We start from the raw sequence: 18,251 nt of genomic DNA on the forward strand, positions 1-18,251 counted from the left end.
GATTCATTCGGAGGGGAATCTCGTGAACCGACGTCACGTTGCCGCAGCCGCGATCACTCTGGCCTGTGCGCTGACCGTACTCACCGCGCCGGGCCAGGCTTTCGCCGCGCCCGCACCCCCCTCCCCCTCGGCGACGCAGCCCGACACCCGGTCCGGTTCCGGGTCGAAGACGCCGAAGAAGAGCCTCGAAGAGGTACGCCAGGAGATCGACGCCCTCTACCGCAAGGCCGGGGCGGCCACCGACGCGTACAACCTCGCCGAGGAGCAGGCCAAGAAGCAGTCCGGCGAGATCGTGAAGCTGGCCAGGGCCATCGTCGAGGGCCGGTCCAAGATCGCCGAGCTCAAGAGCCAGGCCGGCGCCCAGGCCCGGGAGCAGTACCGCACCGGCGGACTGCCGCCGGGCGCCCAGCTGATGCTCAGCGACGACCCGCAGCTGTTCCTCGACGGGGTGGGCCGGGTCAGGGAGGGCCAGCAGGCCGCCCAGGGCGTTCTCGGCGAACTGACCAGGACCCAGCAGGACCTGGAGACGTACACCCAGGACGCGAGCACCAACTGGGAGAAGCTCGAAGCCAACCGTCTCAAGCAGGCCGAGGCCAAGAAGAAGATAAACGCGCAGATCGCCGCGGCGAAGAAGCTGGAAGACCAGCTGGAGAAGAAGGAGCGGGCCCGCCTGCTCAAGCTGGAGCAGGAGGCCGAGTACAAGCTGCAGACGGCCTGGCTCAGCTCCGGCGCCCTGAAGGACATCAACCGCGAGGCGAGTGCGAGCGGCAAGAAGGCGGTGGCCTTCGCGACCGAGCAGATCGGCAAGCCGTACGTCTGGGGGGCCGAGGGCCCCCGTTCGTACGACTGTTCCGGGCTGACGTCACAGGCCTGGGCGGCGGCGGGCCGGCCGATCCCGCGCACCTCGCAGGAGCAGTGGCGGCTGCTGCCCCACATCGCCATCAAGGACATGCGCCCCGGCGACCTGATCATCTACCACGGCGACGCCAGCCACGTGGGCATGTACATCGGCGACGGCGCCATCATCCACGCCCCCCGCCCCGGCCGGAACGTCACACTGGCGGGCGCGGGCTCGATGCAGATCCTCGGCGTGGTCCGCCCGGACAAGTAGGGGGCGCTGCCCGGACGGGCAGATCGAGCCCGTCCGGGGATCGAGGACAAAGCGCCCGCCGGGGCGCCCCCACGGGAGTGACCCGCACCACCCACCCCCCACCATCCCGCGTGACCTTCGTCATGCCCCGGCACCCGACCCACCCCCGCACATCACGCCGGATCCGTGACCTGACGCGGCTTATGGCGGTGCATATGACAGCGGGCAATTACGGAACGCCATTCCGTTCCCCCACCGCGGACCGCTATGGTCCCCGTCTGGCGGATCGTCGATCGTCGTTCCGCCGCGCCCTCGGGGGGAGGGAAGGAAACCCGAACCGATGCCCGTACCCGTACCGCAGCAGCGCGCCGTTTCCGCTGCGGAGACCTCCCACGGCGCCGACCTGACCCTCCTGGTGATCGAGAACGACCCGGCGGACACCTTCACCGTCCCCGAGCTCCCGGCCGCAGCCGGCACGCGGGTCCGTATCCGCACCGCCCGCAACCTGACCGAGGCGGGCCGGCTCCTCACGGACGACGTGGACTGCATCCTGCTGGACCTGGCTCTGCCGACCGGCAGCGAGGCCCGCTCCGCCCCCGCCGAAGGGGCCGACGGGCTCGCCACCCTCAAGCACGTCCTGCGGATCGCCCCGCGCCACGCCGTCCTCGCCCTCACGGCGGAGGACGACGCCGAGCTGGCCGCCGAGGCGGTACGGGTCGGCGCCCAGGACTACCTCTTCCGCGACGAACTCGACGGACGGCTGCTCAGCCGCGCCATCAGTTACGCCGTCGAACGCAAGCGCGCCGACGTCGCCCAGCACCAGCTCACCGAGTCCCGGCTGCGCGCCCAGGAGAACGCCCGCCTCGAACGCGGCCTGCTCCCCACCCCGCTGCTCGAAGGCTCCGATCTGCGCTTCGCGGCCCGCTACCGCCCCGGCCGCAGCCGCGCACTGCTCGGCGGGGACTTCTACGACACGGTCCGTACGCCCGACGGCACTGTCCACGCGATGATCGGCGACGTCTGCGGGCACGGCCCGGACGAAGCGGCGCTCGGCGTCGAACTGCGCATCGCATGGCGGGCGTTGACACTGGCCGGGCTCTGCGGCGACGAACTGCTCTCCACGCTCCAGCAGGTCCTGGAGCACGAGCGGGAGAGCGAGGAGATCTTCGCGACGCTCTGCACCGTCGACATCACCCCCGACGGCCGGCGCGCCGGCCTCTGCCTGGCGGGCCACCCCGCCCCGCTGATCGCCCGGCACGGACGGGCCGCGCACCTTCTCCCGTACGAGGACGGCGGCCCGGCTCTGGGTCTGCTGCCGCGTGCGCGCTGGCCTCGCCGTCAGGTGGATCTCGGCGGCTCCTGGAGCCTGATGATGTACACGGACGGGCTGATCGAGGGACGCGTGGGGCCGGACAGCACTCAGCGGCTCGGCCAGGACGGCATGGTCGCGATGATCAACCGCCAGCTGACTCAGGGGCTCACCGGCGAGGATCTCCTGGAGGCCGCGGTCACCCAGGTGCGGGAGCTGAACGGCGGCGAACTGACCGACGACGTCGCGGTCCTGCTGCTCGACCGCGACCAGGAACACATACGCCGACGGGGCCTGAACGCCAACCGGGGCCGGAGCATCCCGCGCCCCCGCCCCGAACCGGCATCACCCACGGCCCCGGCAAACCCCGCGAGCGCTCAGCGCCCGCCGTTGTAGGGCCCGTACGGCCCGTCACTGCTGGAGCCACCGCGCCGGCCGCCGCCACCCGAGACCGCCCTCAGCGCGGGCCGTACGTCCACCAGGAACACGATGGACGCGACCGCGCCCGCAAGCTGCAGGAACAGCATCGGCACGAAGAGATTCACGGCGACGGTGATACCGAGGATGATCAGCCAGAAGGACTTCTTCTGCTTGTCCGCGGCCCGGTAGGCGTCCTCACGGGCCATCGCGGCCATGACCAGTGCGACCACGGCCAGGACAAGCATGGCCATGTAGAGCAGCCAGACGAGTGTGCTGAATCCTGTGAGCAACATGGTGTGCACCGCCTAATAAGTGGATGAGCGCCTCGCGGCCAAGGTACCGGGACAACGCGCCGGGCACCTCCAAGGTGCCCGCCCCGCGCCCCGGTACACACTCCGGCTGTGAGCCGAGCCCCTACTTCGCGGTCGGCGGAGTGGTCTTCTTCGCGACGGGCTTGCGCGCGGGCGCCTTCTTGGCGGGCGCGACCGGGGCCTTGCTCTCCGGCTTGACGGTCTTCGGGGCGGGCGACGCCTTTGCCGGCCCCGGCTTCGCGGCAGGCTCCGTCTTCGCGGTGCCCGTCGGCCTGGACTCCTTGCGCGGCTCGACGACGACGGCGATCTCGACGATCTCGTCGGCCGTCTCGCCACGCCAGGTCTTCACGGTCTGCTCGCCGCGCTCGGCGACCTTCTCGTACGTCTCCCGGGCCCGCACCGCGTACTCCGCGGCCACGCCCAGACTGCGCAGCGCCAGGTCCTGGGCGCTCTCGCCCAGCTTCCGCAGATCACTGTCGAACGACCCGATCACCTCGGTGACCTTGGCCTGCACGGTGGCCTGCGCCTCCTTGGCCTGCGAGGTCACCTTCTCCTGCACGGCCTTGGGGTCGGTGTTGCGCACGGCCTCGATACGCTCCGGCGCCTCGGCACGCAGCTGCTCGATCAGCGCCGGGACCTTGCGCGCCTGCTCGACGGCGATATCGGCCGTACCGGCGGCGAAGTAGAGGGGGGTCGGGTCGGTGAGGGTCTTGCGCAGGTCATCGGTGATGGCCATGACTGTGGTCCTCCCGGATCATCAGACTCAGTGTGAGGGTTTTGAAGGCTTTGAAGCTGTGCCGGCATCGCTGCCGCCGGCCGCGCGGGGGCCGTCGGCACCGGGGCGGCCGTCCGCACCGGCCCCCGATCCGGACTCGTGGCCGGTCGCCGATCCGGCTTCGGCGCCGGATTCCGGTCCGGGCTCGAACCCGTTCTCCTTGCGGAAGGAGTCGTAGATCTGCAGCAGAACATTCTTCTGCCGCTCGTTTATGGACGGGTCGGCCAGGATCACCGCCCGCGTCTCCAGCTCCTCCCGCTCCCGCTCATCCAGAATCCCGGCCCGTACGTAAAGGGTCTCGGCGGAGATCCGCAGCGCCTTGGCGACCTGCTGCAACACCTCGGCGCTCGGCTTGCGCAGCCCGCGCTCGATCTGGCTGAGGTAGGGATTGGACACCCCGGCGGCATCGGCGAGCTGCCGCAGCGACAGCTGCGCATTGCGCCGCTGCTCACGCAGATACTCACCGAGATTGCCGACGTTGAGTGATGCCATACCTCGATGGTGCGCCACCCTTGCTAACTTTTGCAAGCACCTGCTTGCAAAAGTGCGCCACACCACTCGCATGGCCCTGTGACTCGTCACGCCAGGTGTCGTGTCGGCGAGCCATCTGTCGTGTGGGCTTGGCGCGGGTGCGACTTTTCGAGATAGGTGACACCTGATCCTGGTGGTTGACGTCACCCTGAGAAACGCCGAAGCCGTACCGGATCTCTGCTGTGCCCGTTCCCGCGGCACGCACAGCGCTAGCGTTGGACCCCATGATCGTATGGCTCAACGGCACCCACGGCGCAGGCAAGACGACGACCAGTGCACTCGTGCAGCAGCTGATCCCGGATTCACGGGTGTTCGACGCCGAGAAGGTCGGCGAGACACTCATGGACATCACGCCGGGGCTGCCCTGGACGGGCAATTTCCAGCACTGGCCGCCGTGGCGGCCGCTCGTGGTCGAGACCGCCCGCCGCGTACTCGACTACACCGGCGGCACCCTGGTGATGCCCATGACCGTCCTGGTCGAGCAGTACTGGCGCGAGATCAGCTCGGGCCTTGCCGAGCATGCCATTCCAGTCCGGCACTTCGTCCTCCATGCCGACCAGGACACCCTCCGCGCGCGCATCGCGGGCGACACCGTTCTTGGCCCCAACTCCCCCTTCCGTCTCCAATACCTTGAGCCCTACGCCGAGGCGGCACGCACGTGGCTGCACGGCGAGGCCGAGGTCGTCGACACCACGCACCTCACGCCCGCCCAGGCCGCCCTGCAGATCGCGGAGGCCGTCAAGAGTTGTGGTCCGCCCAGCAAAGCCAGGCACCCCTACGCGGGCCTGCCAGTCCTGCGGCCGAAGCGAAAACACTGGTTGACCTTCACCCCGGGGGAAGCCACAGCATCGGTGGGGCCGGGCGATGTGCTCGGCTTGAGGAGGAGCGAGCATGGGGTTGCTGACCATCGGGACGTTCGCGAAGGCGTCCCGCCTGTCACCGAAGGCGCTGCGTCTTTACGACGAGCTCGGACTGCTGACCCCCGCTCGCGTCGACCCGGTGAGCGGCTATCGCCTCTACACACCGGAACAACTGGACCACGCCCGGCTGGTCGCCTGGCTCAGGCGCCTAGGGATGCCCCTGGCCCGCATCCAGCACGTCTGCACGCTGGAGTCAGCCGCGGCGGCACAGGAGATCCGCGCGTTCTGGGCCCAGGTCGAGGCCGACACCGCCGCGCGGCGGGACCTCGCTTCGTTCCTCATCGACCATCTTTCCTGGAAGGACCCCGCTATGTCTCCGATCACCAAGCCCCTGGGAATCCGTTACGCCGCCCTTTCCGACACGGGCCTGGTCCGCGAGAGCAACCAGGACACCGCCTACGCCGGGTCACGCCTGCTCGCCGTCGCCGACGGCTACGGCAGCAAAGGAGCCCCCGCGAGCGCTGCCGCCGTCGACGCGCTCAAGCATCTCGAAACGGACAGCATCCCGGCGGGCAATCTCCTCAACGTCCTCGAAGACGCCATCGAGCAGGCCAAGCAGGCCGTCAACGGCGTCGCCGGATCCGGCTCATCACCCGAAGGGGCCGGCACCACACTCACTGCGATGCTCTGGACCGGATCGCAACTGGCCCTCGTCCACATCGGCGACTCCCGCGTCCACCTCCTGCGCGACGGAGAGCTGTTCCAGATCACGCACGACCACACCATGGTGCAGTCGATGGTCGACGAAGGACGCCTCACCCCGGGGGAAGCCGCCTCTCATCCCCAGCGGTCGCTGTTGATACGAGCCCTGGGTCAAGGAGCCGATGTCATCCCCGACATGCGCCTTCACGACGCCCAGCAGGGAGACCGATACCTGCTCTGCTCCGACGGCCTGTCGACCGTCGTGCCGACCGAAGAAATCCGACGGGTGCTCTCCGATGTCAGGGAGCCTGAGCGGGCCGTCCGCGAACTCATCGCCCTCGCCAACGGCTCCGGCGGCCCCGACAACATCAGCTGCGTGGTCGCCGACGTCGTGGAGCTCCAGCAGTAGGAACGAGCGGCATGCACTTCGAGTTGCCCCAGATCCGCTCTCAGGAACTCATCCGCGAAGTCGACGAATACCGTCTCGTCCAACAGGCCAAGGGACCCGAGCCGGCTCCCCGAGGCAGGGCAGCCAGCACCTCGCAACCGACTCCACGTCGCCTGCTGGCCCGGCTCCGCGGATGAACGCTCACGCTGCCTACGGTTGAGCGGGACACCAACCACCGATCCGTCCCACTGAACCGTAGGCACCGCAGGTCAGAGCATCACCCTGCCCACAGTTATCTGGGACAGGACAACAGGTGTCGCATGTGCAGGACACCTGTCGTGCCCCGTCTCACGCGATCACAACGGCCCACCCTTTCGGGCCACAACTGCGCGCTCAGCCGGCAGCAGCGCCGAACCACTTGGGCAGCTGACCGAGCAGATCCTGCTGATCTTCACCGACCCACGCCACGTGGCCGTCCGGCCGCAGCAGTACCGCAGGCACGTCCAATTCCTCGCTGCGGTCGACGACGTGGTCGACCCGGTCTGCCCAGCCCGCCACCGAGAGCCGGCCGGTCCGGTCGAGCAGGAGCCCGCGGCCGCCGTGCATCAGCTCGTAGAGACGCCCCCGCTCCAGCCCCACGTCCCGCATCCGCCGGCCGAGCAGTTCGTGGCCCTCGCCGAAGTCGTAGCGGACCTCGACCGCGGTGATGATCCCGGTCACGTACCGGTTCACCTCCTCGAAGTCCATCAGCTTCGAGAGCAGCTCCCGCAGCGCGGTCGCACCCGGATCGGTCCCCAGCAGCGTGATCTGCGCGCGGGTGTTGTCCAGCACGCGGGCGCCCACCGGGTGCCGTTCGGCGTGGTAGCTGTCCAGCAGCCCCTCCGGCGCCCAGCCGTTGACCTCGGCGGCCAGCTTCCAGCCGAGGTTGAACGCGTCCTGGACGCCGAGGTTGAGCCCCTGCCCGCCGGTCGGCGGGTGGATGTGCGCCGCGTCGCCGGCCAGCAGCACCCGGCCGACCCGGTAGCGCTCGGCCTGCCGGGTGGCGTCGCCGAACCGGGACAGCCAGCGTGGCGAGTGCACGCCGAAGTCGGTGCCCGCGACCGCCCGCAGCTGCTCCTTGAACTCCTCGAGCGTCGGCGCGGTCGCACGGTCCTCGGCCACGCCGTCGGCGGGAACGACGACGCGGTACGTCCCGTCCCCGTTGGGGATGGTGCCGAACCGCAGTTGGGTCTTGCGGACTTCCGCGACGATGGCGTCAACCGTCGCCGGATCCTCGGTCATCTCCATGTCGCCCAGCAGCGTCTCGACCTTGGCGGGCTCGCCGGGGAAACCGACACCGAGCAGCTTGCGCACCACGCTGCGGCCGCCGTCGCACCCGACGACGTAGCGCGAGCGCAGGTGCGTGCCGTCCGCCAGCTCGACGGTCACCCCGGCCCCGGCCCCGTCTTCGGCCTGACTCAACCCGACCACTTCGCAGCCGCGCCGTATCTCGGCACCGAGTTCGAGCGCATGCTCATTGAGCAGCCGCTCGGTGACCGGCTGCAAGGTGGAGAGGCCGTACGGGTGCGCCGTGTCCAACCGGTCCGGCCACGGCTTCATGATGCCGCCGAAGAAACCACCGGCCGAGAACCGCTCGCTGACCGCGAGGAACCGGCCAAGCAGGCCACGCTGGTCCATCATCTCGACGCTGCGCACGTGCAGACCGCGCCCGCGGGACTCCCCGGTCGGCTCCGCCAACTTCTCCAGCACGACCACGTGCACTCCGGCCAGCCGCAACTCGCCGGCCAGCATCAAGCCGGTCGGTCCGCCGCCGACCACGATCACGTCAATCATCAAAACACCCATTCAACGAGATTGGATTTCGGCCAGCCGCTCCGCGCAGTACGGCGGCGCGCACACCCGCACCTCCGCGCCGAGTCCCCGCAACCGCACCGCGATTTCCATCGGCGGTTCGACGTCCCGCGAGACCCATACGTCGACAACAGAACACGTACTTCGCGAATCTCTGATTTCCGCAGGTTCTGTCCTCGGCCGACGATTCTGCGGCACGACCCGGGCCTTGCCGCAAGCCCCCCGGTGCGCTATACGTTGAGAGTGGCAAGGAGTGAGTAACCTCCTTGCCTTTGCCTTTTGTCGTCCGCTGTGGACGGACAAGCTCCTCCGGTCCAGGTGGATTTCCCATGGGCCTGCGGATGCCGCCGCTCTCGATATCGATATCGAGAGACGAGAAAGGGACGACTGGAGCTACCGTCATCGACCATGACCGAAGCGACCTACCTGCACTCCACACGGACGGCCTACGACACCGTCGCCGTGGACTACGAGAGACTCCTCCGCAACGAACTGAACGCCAAACCGCTGGACCGCGCCATGCTCACCGCGTTCTCCGAACTCGTGCAGGCACCGGGCATCGGACCAGTCGCCGACCTCGGCTGCGGCCCCGGCCGCATCACGGCCCACCTCCACTCACAAGGAGTGGACGCATTCGGCATCGACCTGTCACCGGAGATGATCGCGGTCGCCCGTCGGACACACCCGGGTCTTCGGTTCGACGAAGGATCGATGACCGCGCTGGACCTGGAGGACGACGTTCTCGGCGGCATCGTCGCCTGGTACTCAACCGTCCACACCCCACCGGAGCTGCTGCCGACCGTGTTCGCGGAGTGTCACCGGGTGCTGGCCCCGGGCGGCCACATACTCCTGGCATTCAAGGTCGGGGACCAGCGTCGCCACCTGGACCAGGCATACGGCCACGAGCTGTCGCTCGACGTCTACTGGATGTCTCCTGACCGCGTCGCCGACCTGATGAGCGAGGCCGGCCTCGTCTTGGACGCCCGGATGATCCGCGAACCCGACGAGAGCGAGAAGCCCCGGCAAGGCCGGCAGGCCTTCTTCCTCACCCACAAGCCCAAGGGATCACGACGGGACACCTCAGGTTGAGCGAGACGGACGAACATCCGGCGTCTCGTTCAACCTGATCAGGAATCGAGAAGCGCCGGCCCCCGAGCCGCAGCTAGCGTGGCCAACGGCGAAATCGCCATCCGGGGCGATCGGACTGTCGAATTCCACACTTCCCGTTCGTCTTCAAGCCGGACGATCCCGACCGGTGACCGGACCCACGACTTGCAGGAGTGACCCATGACCAGCTCTTCCACCCAGGGAATCAAGACCGTGCTGCATCCCGTTTCCGACCTGGCGAGGGCCAAGGCGGTGTACGCCGCCCTGCTCGGCGTAGCGCCGCAGGCCGACGAGTCCTACTACGTCGGCTTCGAGGCCGCGGGCCAGCACATCGGGCTGGTGCCGGGCGGTGGACAGCAGGGCATGACCTCACCGGTGGCCTACTGGCACGTGCCGGACATCGAGGCGAAGCTGGCCGAGGTGACCGCCGCGGGTGCCACCGTGAAGGAGCCCGCACACGACGTCGGTGGCGGCCGCCTGGTGGCCACCTTCACCGACCCCGACGGCAACGTCCTCGGGCTGCTTCAGGACCGATGACTGCCGACCCCCGCTCCCGCGCTCGGCGTCGTCGCGACACCGAGCATCGGCTCAGCCACGACATCGATCTCTGGGTGGCCAGTGCCTCGGCGGACGGTGCGCCGTACCTGGTACCGCTGTCCTTCGACTGGGACGGCGAGACGCTGCTGATGGCCACGCCGACGGACAGCCCGACCGGCAGGAACCTGGCCGCCACCCGAACCGTTCGGCCGGGACTGGGCCACACCCGCGACGTGTCCATGATCGAGGGCGAAGTCGAGGTCCTCGAGATCGACGCGCTGCCGGCAGCCGCAGGTGACCGGTTCGCCGCGCGCACCGGCTTCGACCCTTCCCCAAGCTCTCAACTTCGTTCGAGCAGGGGAGACCCCATTGCGCCGGCCACCCCGTACCGCTGGTTCCGCATCTCCCCACGCCGCATCCAGGCCTGGCGCGAGGTGAATGAGCTGCCCGACCGCGAGCTGATGCGCGAGGGCCGCTGGTTGGTCTGACGCCTCGACGGGCACGCCGCACGGCCGCCGGGGCCCAGAGGCTCCACGGGCCGAAGCGAAGAACAACCACACGTACGCTCGAAGCTGGTCGGATCGAGCCAGGCGACGCCGACGGAGACCGCGAAGGCGGCCCCGCCCAACAGATGGAGACACGATGAGCATGGCCGCGAGGATGGACACGCAGTCGCCTGCGCTGCACGTTGCCGACAGCCACGATCTGATCCGCGTGCACGGCGCGCGCGAGAACAACCTCAAGGACGTCAGCATCGAGATCCCGAAGCGCCGGCTGACGGTGTTCACCGGAGTCTCCGGCTCGGGCAAGAGCTCGCTGGTGTTCGACACGATCGCCGCGGAGTCGCAGCGGATGATCAACGAGACCTACAGCGCCTTCGTGCAGGGCTTCATGCCGACGCTGGCGCGGCCCGAGGTCGACGTACTCGACGGGCTGACGACCGCGATCATCGTCGACCAGCAGCGGATGGGTGCCGACCCCCGCTCCACGGTCGGCACCGCCACCGACGCCAACGCGATGCTCCGCATCCTCTTCAGCCGGCTCGGGAAGCCGCACATCGGCCCGCCCAGCGCCTATGCCTTCAACGTCCCCTCGGTCCGGGCGAGCGGTGCCATCACCGTCGAGCGCGGCGCCAAGAAGGCGGTGAAAGCGACCTTCAACCGCACCGGCGGCATGTGTACGCGCTGCGAGGGCCGGGGCGCCGTCTCCGACATCGACCTCACCCAGCTCTACGACGACTCCAAGTCGCTCGCCGAGGGCGCGTTCACCATCCCCGGCTGGAAGTCGGACAGCTTCTGGACCGTGCGGGTCTACGCCGAGTCGGGCTTCCTCGACCCGGACAAGCCGATCCGCAAGTTCACCGAGAAGGAGATGCAGGACTTCCTCCACCGGGAGCCGACCAAGGTGAAGGTCGAGGGCGTGAACCTCACCTACGAGGGGCTGATCCCCAAGATCCAGAAGTCGTTCCTGTCCAAGGACAAGGAGGCGATGCAGCCGCACATCCGGGCGTTCGTGGAGCGTGCTGTCACGTTCACCACCTGCCCCGAGTGCGAGGGCACCCGGCTCAGCGAGGGGGCCCGGTCGTCGAAGATCAAGCTGATCAGCATCGCCGACGCCTGCGCGATGCAGATCAGCGACCTGGCCGAATGGGTCCGCGGCCTCAAGGAGCCTTCGGTGGCACCACTGCTCGCCGCGCTCCAGCACACCCTGGACTCGTTCGTCGAGATCGGGCTCGGCTACCTCTCGCTCGAGCGGCCGGCGGGCACGCTGTCGGGTGGCGAGGCGCAGCGCGTCAAGATGATCCGGCACCTCGGCTCCTCGCTCACCGACGTCACCTACGTCTTCGACGAGCCGACGATCGGGCTGCACCCCCATGACATCCAGCGGATGAACGACCTGCTGCTGCGGCTGCGGGACAAGGGCAACACGGTGCTCGTCGTGGAGCACAAGCCGGAGGCGATCGCGATCGCCGACCACGTGGTCGACCTCGGCCCCGGCGCCGGTACGGGGGGCGGCACCGTCTGCTTCGAGGGCACCCTCGAAGGGCTGCGGGCCAGCGGCACCGTCACCGGCCGCCATCTCGACGACCGGGCCGCTGTCAAGGAGACGGTGCGCAAGCCCACCGGCACCCTGGAGATCCGCGGCGCGACGGCGAACAATCTGCAGAACGTCGACGTCGACATCCCGCTCGGGGTGCTGACGGTCGTCACCGGCGTCGCCGGCTCCGGCAAGAGCTCGCTCGTGCATGGATCGATCCCCGCCGGCGAGGGTGTGGTCTCGATCGACCAGGGCGCGATCCGCGGCTCGCGACGGAGCAACCCGGCGACGTACACCGGACTGCTCGACCCGATCCGCAAGGCGTTCGCGAAGGCCAACGGCGTGAAGCCGGCGCTGTTCAGCGCCAACTCCGAGGGCGCCTGCCCCACCTGCAACGGCGCCGGCGTCATCTACACCGACCTGGCGATGATGGCCGGCGTCTCCAGCCCCTGCGAGGAGTGCGAGGGGAAGCGGTTCCAGGCATCGGTGCTCGAATACCACCTCGCCGGTCGCGACATCAGCGAGGTGCTCGCGATGTCGGTGACCGAGGCCGAGGAGTTCTTCGACGCCGGCGAGGCGCACACGCCGGCCGCGCACAAGATCCTCGAGCGGCTCGCCGACGTCGGGCTCGGCTACCTCACCCTCGGCCAGCCGCTGACCACGCTGTCCGGCGGCGAGCGGCAGCGGCTCAAGCTGGCCACGCACATGGCCGAGAAGGGCGGCGTCTACGTCCTCGACGAGCCGACCACGGGCCTCCACCTCGCCGACGTCGAGCACCTGCTCGGCCTGCTCGACCGGCTCGTCGACTCGGGCAAGTCGGTCATCGTCATCGAGCACCACCAGGCGGTCATGGCGCACGCCGACTGGATCGTCGACCTCGGCCCCGGAGCCGGCCACGACGGCGGCCGGATCGTCTTCGAGGGCACACCCGCCGACCTCGTCGCCGCCCGCTCCACCCTCACCGGCGAGCACCTCGCGGCCTACGTCGGCACCTGACCGAGGCCCTCGCGGACGCCGTGGGACGAGTTCTCTCATCTGTTTCGACTCGTCCCACTCGGCCGATGGCGAGACGTGTTCGAGCAGGACGAGCAGGAACGACCGCCTTGGGTAGCACCCGAGGGCTTCGGCCATGACTGCCGCGCAAGCAGGCCTCGCAGTCGTCGGTGACGGCGATCGCGACGGCGCGTCCGTCATCGGCGGCACCGGGGCGCGTGCTGCGGCCCGGGATGTCACCGCCCTGCCCCACATCGGACCGTCACAGCTCAGCGCCGTGTCGACCGGCCCCGCCCCGTACCGGACGCCGGACCACGGCTGTGGCGCGAACGACACGATCGGGGCGGAGAAGGGCACAGCCGACTGAGTACCGTTGCTCACATGCTGGAGCGACTGGAGATCGAGAGCTTTCTGATCCTCGCCGAGGAGTTGCACTTCGGCCGCACGGCCGAGCGACTTCAGGTGTCGCGGGCCAGGGTGAGCCAGACCATCCAGCGGCTGGAGCGCCGCGTCGGCGCGCCGCTCTTCGACCGCACCAGTCGCCGAGTAGGCCTCACACCGCTCGGCCGACGCCTGCTCGACGACGTGGAGCCCGGCTACCGTCGCATCGAGCGCGGCCTTGCGGCGGCACAGGCCGCGGCGAAGGGCGTGGAAGGGAACCTGGTCGTCGGCTACCTGGGCAGCGCGGCCGGAGAGTTCGTACTCGATGTGATCCGTGTCTTCACCCTTCGACATCGGGGGACGGACGTCCGGATTCACGAGACGCAGGTCAGGACCATGCTTGAGCCGCTGCGCGCGGGCGAGGTGGACGTACTGGTCACGCAGCTCCCGGTGGAGGAGCCCGACCTGGTCCGCGGCCCCGTGGTGCTGCGCATCCCGCGCATGCTGGCCGTGCCCGCCAATCACTCCCTCGCCAAGCAGAGCACCGCGACCGTCGAGGACCTGGCCCGCGACCGGGTCTTCGCCTGCTCCGGCCATGTTCCGGACTACTGGCAGGAGCACCTGGCACCTTCGTACACGCCGAACGGTCAGCCGGTCAGACGAGGCAGGTCCGCGGCAACCTGGCCCGAAACGCTCGCCATGGTCGGCGCGGGACAGGGCATCTCCCCTGTGGGTGCCGATGTCGCCGAGTACTTCACCCCCAGAAACGTCGTCTACCTGCCGTTTCGCGACGCGGCTCCGCTGGAGTACGGACTGGTCTGGCGCAGGGCCGGCAGCACCGCCCGGATCAGAGCGTTCGTCGACGTGGCCACGGAGCTTGCGGCAGACCGGAACGGAGCCGCAAGCCATCAGTGAATGAGGCTTACCGATCGTTGCGCAGGCGGGAGCTGATCGGGGCCGCTGCGGCCACGAAGCTGACGACATGAGCAACGATCTGTCAGCCGCACCGTCATCCGCCCAGGCGTCCCGGGGGGAGGGCGGACCCCCGCGATCCGCGGGCGCCGCCCTGGCGGCACTCGCGCTGGGTGCCTTCGCCGTGGGTACCACGGAGGTCGTCATCGCGGGCCTGCTTCCCGAGGTCGCGGGTGACCTGGGCGTCTCACTGCCCACCGCCGGACTGCTGGTGTCGGGCTACGCGCTGGGCATGGTGATCGGTGCTCCGCTGCTGGCCGTACTCGGCGCGAGGGTTCCCAGGAAACAGCTGCTGCTGTGGCTGGTCGGCCTGTTCATCGCCGGCAGCCTGCTCAGCGCCGTGGCGCCCGGATACGGGGCGCTGCTGGCAGGGCGGGTGCTGTCCGCACTGGCCGGCGGTGCCTACGTCGGCATCGCCTCGGTGGTGGCCGCCGGCGTCGTCGCTCCCGGCCGGAAGGCCAGTGCGATCGCCACCGTTTTCATGGGGCTGAGCATTGCCAACGTGCTGGGCGTCCCCGGCGGGACGCTGCTGGGACAGGCGCTCGGCTGGCGGGCCGCCTTCTGGGCCGTGACCGCGGTCGCCGTGATCCTGCTGACGGCGATCGCTCTGTTCGTGCCCTTCGTCCCCGCCGGGACCGGCACCGACTTCCGCCGTGAGCTGGCCGTATTCCGGCATGGCCGGGTCTGGCGGGCCCTGGCCGCGACGGCCTTCGGCTGGGCACCCTTCCTGACCGTGCTCACCTACATCACACCGATGCTCACGGAGGTCACCGGGTTCAGCGACCGGACGGTGCCTCTCGTGCTGGTGCTGATCGGCGTCGGAATGACGGTCGGCACCCCGATATCCGGGCGGCTGGCGGACCGGGCCCTGGCCCCGACGCTGTACGGGGCGCTGGCCGGTGTCACGGGTGTGTCCCTGTTGCTCCTGGCAGCCGTGCACAGCAAGCCCGCCGCAGCCGCCGGGTTCTTCCTGTTCGGACTGGCCGGGGCTGCCGTCATCCCGCCCCTGCAGACCAGAGTGCTGGCCACGGCCCAGGGCGCGGACAGTCTCGCATCGGCCGCCAATGTCTCGGCCTTCAACATCGGCAACGCCTGCGGGCCCCTTCTGGCCGGATCGGCTCTCGCTGCCGGAGGCGGCTGTACCGCTCCCCTGTGGATCGCCGCGCTGCTGGGACTCGTGGGCCTGCTCCTGGCGTTCGCATCGAGCGGTACGAAGCCGGCGACGACCCGGGGTGGTACCGGTTGACACCGGGTCCGCCCATTTCCGCCCGGCCGACCGCGCGGACAGCCCGGCAGGATCTCAACTCTGGGTAATGTGTGCGGAAATATCCCCATGCCGGAGACGGGTCCCCATGGATGATGACGGCGGCACCCGCGCCGCAGACGCAAGCGCTGGGGACGGCACGGCCCCCGCCCCCAGCCGTACACGTGACGGCCGCGGGGCCTCGGTGGTACCGAAGACCGCCGTGATCGCGGGCGGCGGAGCGCTGGCGGTCTGGGAGCCCGCTTTCACGCTCGGCGCCTACAACGTCATCTTCTACTACCAGATGCTCACCCTCTGGGCGGTGTCGACGGCCGTGCTGCTGGCCGGTCTGCTGATGCGCGAACGCGGGCTGCGGCACGGCTGGGTGTACTGGGCCTGCCTGGCCCTGCCCAGCGCATGGCTCGGTCTCGCCGCCATCGTGCCGCGCAGCGGCAACTGGCAGGGCGAGGCGCTCTTCGTGGTGGGCGGCGTCTTCAGCATCATCGGCACCCCGCTGCTGACCTGGGTGCTCCTGCAACTCCTGCTGTTCGGGGAATCGGAGCTCTCCGTACGCCAGCGAAAGATGGTCATCGGCGCCGTCGCGGTCGTCGGCGGGCTCGCCTTTGTGCTCGGCAAATTCAACGATGTCTTTCTCACCTGCGGGGACTTCGACATCAGCGGCAACAGCGTCCCTTCCGGGTGCAGGCCGGGCCACGCCTCCCCGCTCGGCTGACACGGACCCGGATGCGCCCCGCCGCACCTGGGCAAAACCGGGGCGAGCGGTGGGACCGCCGCGCTAGGTTGCCACCATGGCTGAATTCGTACTGGTGGCAGGCGCGTGGCTCGGATCTCAGGCGTGGGACGAGGTGGTGTCGGAGTTGCGTACGGCCGGGCACGGCACCCACCCGGTGACGCTGTCCGGCCTCGCCGAGAAGCAGGGCGTGCAGGCAGGGCAACAGACCCACGTCCGGGACATCGTCGACGAGGTGGAGCGCCACGACCTCCACGACGTCGTCCTGGTCGGACACAGCTACTCGGGCATCCCGGTCGGCCAGGCCGCCGAACGCATCGGTGACCGGCTGGCCCGTGTGGTGTTCGTCGACTCCGAGATTCCGGTCGACGGCGAATCGTTCGCCTCCGGCTGGTGGGCCGGCCGCGAGGCGCTGGAGGCCTCGATCGCCGCGAACGGCGGCTTCTGGGCCCCGCTCACCGCCGCCGACTTCGACGGCCAGGGCCTCACCGACGAGCAGATCGCCCGGATCGTGGGCGGCTCGACACCTCATCCGGGCACCACGCTGACCGAGCCGGCCGTACTGGCGCGCCCGCTCGGCGAGCTTCCGGCGACCTACATCAAATGCCTGCTCGACGGCGACGAGCCGAACGGCGATGTGGCCAAGCTGCTGGCCGGCAGCGAGCATTGGGAACTGGTCGAGATGGACACCGGCCACTGGCCGATGTTCTCCCAGCCGCGCGAGCTGGCACGGATCCTGCACCGGTCGGCCGTGGAATCCTGAGCCCCGGACCGGACCCCTTCCTCCCAGGGTTCGAAGTCCGCGACGACCTGTGCGTAGTCGGAAGGGCAGCTGGTCTGACGGACGTACGACGCCTGGACCCCGCGGAGCGGGTGGGGCGGGAAGGCTCTCGTTCCGGGCGTCGGCGCGGAGGTCATTGCCTCACGGTGGCCGGGCCCGGCCGGTCTCGGAATGCCGTGACCGTGACCGGCAACAAAGAATGTGGTGATCCGGCCCTCCGGCAGCCATGCTGCCCCCATGACCTCCTCATCGATCGACTCGGCCTCGGACTCCGCGCCTGCCCCCGGCACCTTCGAACTGGGCGGCACCGTCACCATCCCCCGGCTCGGCTTCGGCGCGATGCAGCTGCCGGGGCGGTGGAGCGGGCCCGCCGGTGACACCGCGAACGCTGTGGCCGTGGCGCGGCGCGCCGTCGAACTCGGGGCGCGGCACATCGACACCGCCGCCTTCTACTTCTCCGACACCCACCGCGCCAACGACCTCCTGCGCGAGGCCCTGTATCCGTACCCCGCGGACGTCACCATCGCCACCAAGATCGGCCCGCTGCGGGACGAGACCGGTGAGATGTACGCCGAGGCCCGTCCCGATCAGCTGCGCGGGGAGGTGGAGCGGAATCTGGAGGACCTCGGGGTCGACGTCCTCGACCTGGTGCATCTGCGCGTGGGGCGGCTGGGTTCGGATGTCGCCGAGTCGCTCGGCAAGCGGTTCGCCGTACTGGCCGCGCTGCGCGAGGAAGGGCTGATCCGGCAGCTCGGCGTCAGCAATGTGACGGCCGGGCAGCTCGCGGAAGCCCGGTCGATCGCACCGGTCGCTGCCGTGCAGAACCGGTTCGGAGTGCTCGACCAGGCGGACGCCTCGCTCGTCGACGAGTGCGCGGACGCCGGTATCGCGTACATGCCGTTCTTCGCGCTCGGCGGCGGACACACCGATCTCGGCAGCGAGAACCTGCGAAAGGTCGCGGAGCGGCACGGTGCGACTGCGTTCCAGATCGCCATCGCGTGGGGGCTGGCCCGCTCGCCCTCCATCGTGCAGATCCCCGGCACCGCTTCCCTCGCCCACCTCGAGGAGAACATGGCCGCCGGCCAACTGGCTCTCGACGAGGCCGACATGGCACTGCTCGGGCGTCGCCAGTAACCTGCTCGCTCTTCCCGCGCTGACCGCGCTCGGCATGTCGGGGGCGGGGGACGGCGACGCCGGACTCGCATCCGGGCT

Annotated in this window: 17 protein-coding genes and 1 pseudogene; 14 read left to right on the forward strand and 4 right to left on the reverse strand. The window is 69.6% G+C overall.

All coding sequences use genetic code 11. From position 1 onward, the window contains the following. The first annotated feature begins 22 nt into the window (after positions 1 to 22). Positions 23 to 1,111 (forward strand): C40 family peptidase, encoded by a 1,089-nt coding sequence (locus tag OG609_RS18660; protein WP_327273869.1) that lies wholly within the window; start codon positions 23 to 25, stop codon positions 1,109 to 1,111. A gap of 319 nt (positions 1,112 to 1,430) precedes the next feature. After that, positions 1,431 to 2,795, forward strand: coding sequence for a PP2C family protein-serine/threonine phosphatase (locus OG609_RS18665; RefSeq protein ID WP_327273870.1), 1,365 nt, complete (start codon positions 1,431 to 1,433; stop codon positions 2,793 to 2,795). On the opposite strand, the gene OG609_RS18670 is transcribed toward OG609_RS18665, so the two are convergent. The 3 genes from OG609_RS18670 to OG609_RS18680 all read right to left on the reverse strand — a co-directional run bounded on the left by OG609_RS18670 (position 2,777) and on the right by OG609_RS18680 (position 4,397). Next, on the reverse strand, positions 2,777 to 3,112 hold the full coding sequence (locus OG609_RS18670) for a DUF2516 family protein (RefSeq protein ID WP_327273871.1): 336 nt from the start codon (positions 3,110 to 3,112) through the stop codon (positions 2,777 to 2,779). The genes OG609_RS18665 and OG609_RS18670 overlap by 19 nt on opposite strands. 121 nt (positions 3,113 to 3,233) lie before the next feature. After that, a complete protein-coding gene (locus OG609_RS18675) occupies positions 3,234 to 3,866 on the reverse strand; it encodes a hypothetical protein (RefSeq protein ID WP_327273872.1) in 633 nt (210 codons plus the stop codon). A 27-nt stretch (positions 3,867 to 3,893) separates the two neighbouring features. After that, on the reverse strand, positions 3,894 to 4,397 hold the full coding sequence (locus tag OG609_RS18680) for a helix-turn-helix domain-containing protein (RefSeq protein WP_327273873.1): 504 nt from the start codon (positions 4,395 to 4,397) through the stop codon (positions 3,894 to 3,896). Between the two features lie 263 nt (positions 4,398 to 4,660). On the opposite strand from OG609_RS18680, the pseudogene OG609_RS18685 reads away from it, so the two are divergent. Both OG609_RS18685 and OG609_RS18690 read left to right on the forward strand, forming a co-directional pair. Then, positions 4,661 to 5,182: pseudogene (locus OG609_RS18685) on the forward strand (ATP-binding protein); the annotation flags it as partial. 145 nt (positions 5,183 to 5,327) lie between these two features. Continuing rightward, the gene (locus tag OG609_RS18690; protein ID WP_327273874.1) at positions 5,328 to 6,407 is read left to right on the forward strand and encodes a MerR family transcriptional regulator; all 1,080 of its coding nucleotides are present in this window, start codon (positions 5,328 to 5,330) and stop codon (positions 6,405 to 6,407) included. A gap of 372 nt (positions 6,408 to 6,779) precedes the next feature. Here OG609_RS18690 and rox read toward each other — a convergent pair whose 3' ends face one another. After that, on the reverse strand, positions 6,780 to 8,219 hold the full coding sequence (rox, locus tag OG609_RS18695; RefSeq protein ID WP_327273875.1) for a rifampin monooxygenase: 1,440 nt from the start codon (positions 8,217 to 8,219) through the stop codon (positions 6,780 to 6,782). Positions 8,220 to 8,645: 426 nt separating this feature from the next. Here rox and OG609_RS18700 point away from each other — a divergent pair, with 426 nt between their 5' ends. The 10 genes from OG609_RS18700 to OG609_RS18745 all read left to right on the forward strand — a co-directional run bounded on the left by OG609_RS18700 (position 8,646) and on the right by OG609_RS18745 (position 18,173). Further along, positions 8,646 to 9,326, forward strand: a complete 681-nt coding sequence (locus tag OG609_RS18700; RefSeq protein ID WP_327273876.1) for a class I SAM-dependent DNA methyltransferase — start codon at positions 8,646 to 8,648, stop codon at positions 9,324 to 9,326. Positions 9,327 to 9,524: 198 nt separating this feature from the next. Next, a complete protein-coding gene (locus tag OG609_RS18705; RefSeq protein WP_327273877.1) occupies positions 9,525 to 9,881 on the forward strand; it encodes a VOC family protein in 357 nt (118 codons plus the stop codon). Beyond that, positions 9,878 to 10,369 carry a pyridoxamine 5'-phosphate oxidase family protein gene (locus OG609_RS18710; RefSeq protein WP_327273878.1) on the forward strand — a complete coding sequence of 164 codons (492 nt, stop codon included), beginning with the start codon at positions 9,878 to 9,880 and terminating at the stop codon, positions 10,367 to 10,369. The genes OG609_RS18705 and OG609_RS18710 overlap by 4 nt, the downstream gene beginning before the upstream one ends. A 154-nt stretch (positions 10,370 to 10,523) precedes the next feature. Then, entirely contained in the window at positions 10,524 to 12,914 is a 2,391-nt protein-coding gene (locus tag OG609_RS18715) for an excinuclease ABC subunit UvrA (RefSeq protein ID WP_327273879.1), read from the forward strand. Positions 12,915 to 13,047: 133 nt separating this feature from the next. Then, positions 13,048 to 13,278 carry a hypothetical protein gene (locus OG609_RS18720; RefSeq protein WP_327273880.1) on the forward strand — a complete coding sequence of 77 codons (231 nt, stop codon included), beginning with the start codon at positions 13,048 to 13,050 and terminating at the stop codon, positions 13,276 to 13,278. A gap of 14 nt (positions 13,279 to 13,292) precedes the next feature. Further along, a complete protein-coding gene (locus tag OG609_RS18725) occupies positions 13,293 to 14,207 on the forward strand; it encodes a LysR family transcriptional regulator (protein WP_327273881.1) in 915 nt (304 codons plus the stop codon). A gap of 67 nt (positions 14,208 to 14,274) precedes the next feature. After that, entirely contained in the window at positions 14,275 to 15,510 is a 1,236-nt protein-coding gene (locus tag OG609_RS18730; protein ID WP_327273882.1) for an MFS transporter, read from the forward strand. A 106-nt stretch (positions 15,511 to 15,616) separates the two neighbouring features. Then, positions 15,617 to 16,240, forward strand: coding sequence for a hypothetical protein (locus tag OG609_RS18735; protein WP_327273883.1), 624 nt, complete (start codon positions 15,617 to 15,619; stop codon positions 16,238 to 16,240). A gap of 76 nt (positions 16,241 to 16,316) precedes the next feature. Beyond that, complete coding sequence (locus tag OG609_RS18740) at positions 16,317 to 17,021, forward strand: alpha/beta fold hydrolase (RefSeq protein WP_327273884.1); 705 nt, start codon at positions 16,317 to 16,319, stop codon at positions 17,019 to 17,021. Between the two features lie 255 nt (positions 17,022 to 17,276). Further along, positions 17,277 to 18,173, forward strand: a complete 897-nt coding sequence (locus OG609_RS18745) for an oxidoreductase (RefSeq protein WP_327273885.1) — start codon at positions 17,277 to 17,279, stop codon at positions 18,171 to 18,173. Positions 18,174 to 18,251 lie beyond the last annotated feature (78 nt).

Origin of the sequence: Streptomyces sp. NBC_01224 (assembly GCF_036002945.1) — a bacterium.
Taxonomy (GTDB): domain Bacteria; phylum Actinomycetota; class Actinomycetes; order Streptomycetales; family Streptomycetaceae; genus Streptomyces.

Excerpts from the sequence above, each read along its gene's own strand:
- OG609_RS18730 (WP_327273882.1), top strand. The coding sequence starts at position 14,275 with ATGAGCAACGATCTGTCAGCCGCACCGTCATCCGCCCAGGCGTCCCGG.
- OG609_RS18735 (WP_327273883.1), top strand. The coding sequence starts at position 15,617 with ATGGATGATGACGGCGGCACCCGCGCCGCAGACGCAAGCGCTGGGGAC.
- OG609_RS18680 (WP_327273873.1), bottom strand. The coding sequence starts at position 4,397 with ATGGCATCACTCAACGTCGGCAATCTCGGTGAGTATCTGCGTGAGCAG.
- OG609_RS18690 (WP_327273874.1), top strand. The coding sequence starts at position 5,328 with ATGGGGTTGCTGACCATCGGGACGTTCGCGAAGGCGTCCCGCCTGTCA.
- OG609_RS18710 (WP_327273878.1), top strand. The coding sequence starts at position 9,878 with ATGACTGCCGACCCCCGCTCCCGCGCTCGGCGTCGTCGCGACACCGAG.
- OG609_RS18715 (WP_327273879.1), top strand. The coding sequence starts at position 10,524 with ATGAGCATGGCCGCGAGGATGGACACGCAGTCGCCTGCGCTGCACGTT.
- OG609_RS18670 (WP_327273871.1), bottom strand. The coding sequence starts at position 3,112 with ATGTTGCTCACAGGATTCAGCACACTCGTCTGGCTGCTCTACATGGCC.
- OG609_RS18740 (WP_327273884.1), top strand. The coding sequence starts at position 16,317 with ATGGCTGAATTCGTACTGGTGGCAGGCGCGTGGCTCGGATCTCAGGCG.
- OG609_RS18745 (WP_327273885.1), top strand. The coding sequence starts at position 17,277 with ATGACCTCCTCATCGATCGACTCGGCCTCGGACTCCGCGCCTGCCCCC.
- OG609_RS18675 (WP_327273872.1), bottom strand. The coding sequence starts at position 3,866 with ATGGCCATCACCGATGACCTGCGCAAGACCCTCACCGACCCGACCCCC.
- OG609_RS18705 (WP_327273877.1), top strand. The coding sequence starts at position 9,525 with ATGACCAGCTCTTCCACCCAGGGAATCAAGACCGTGCTGCATCCCGTT.
- OG609_RS18700 (WP_327273876.1), top strand. The coding sequence starts at position 8,646 with ATGACCGAAGCGACCTACCTGCACTCCACACGGACGGCCTACGACACC.
- OG609_RS18725 (WP_327273881.1), top strand. The coding sequence starts at position 13,293 with ATGCTGGAGCGACTGGAGATCGAGAGCTTTCTGATCCTCGCCGAGGAG.
- OG609_RS18720 (WP_327273880.1), top strand. The coding sequence starts at position 13,048 with ATGACTGCCGCGCAAGCAGGCCTCGCAGTCGTCGGTGACGGCGATCGC.
- rox (WP_327273875.1), bottom strand. The coding sequence starts at position 8,219 with ATGATTGACGTGATCGTGGTCGGCGGCGGACCGACCGGCTTGATGCTG.
- OG609_RS18665 (WP_327273870.1), top strand. The coding sequence starts at position 1,431 with ATGCCCGTACCCGTACCGCAGCAGCGCGCCGTTTCCGCTGCGGAGACC.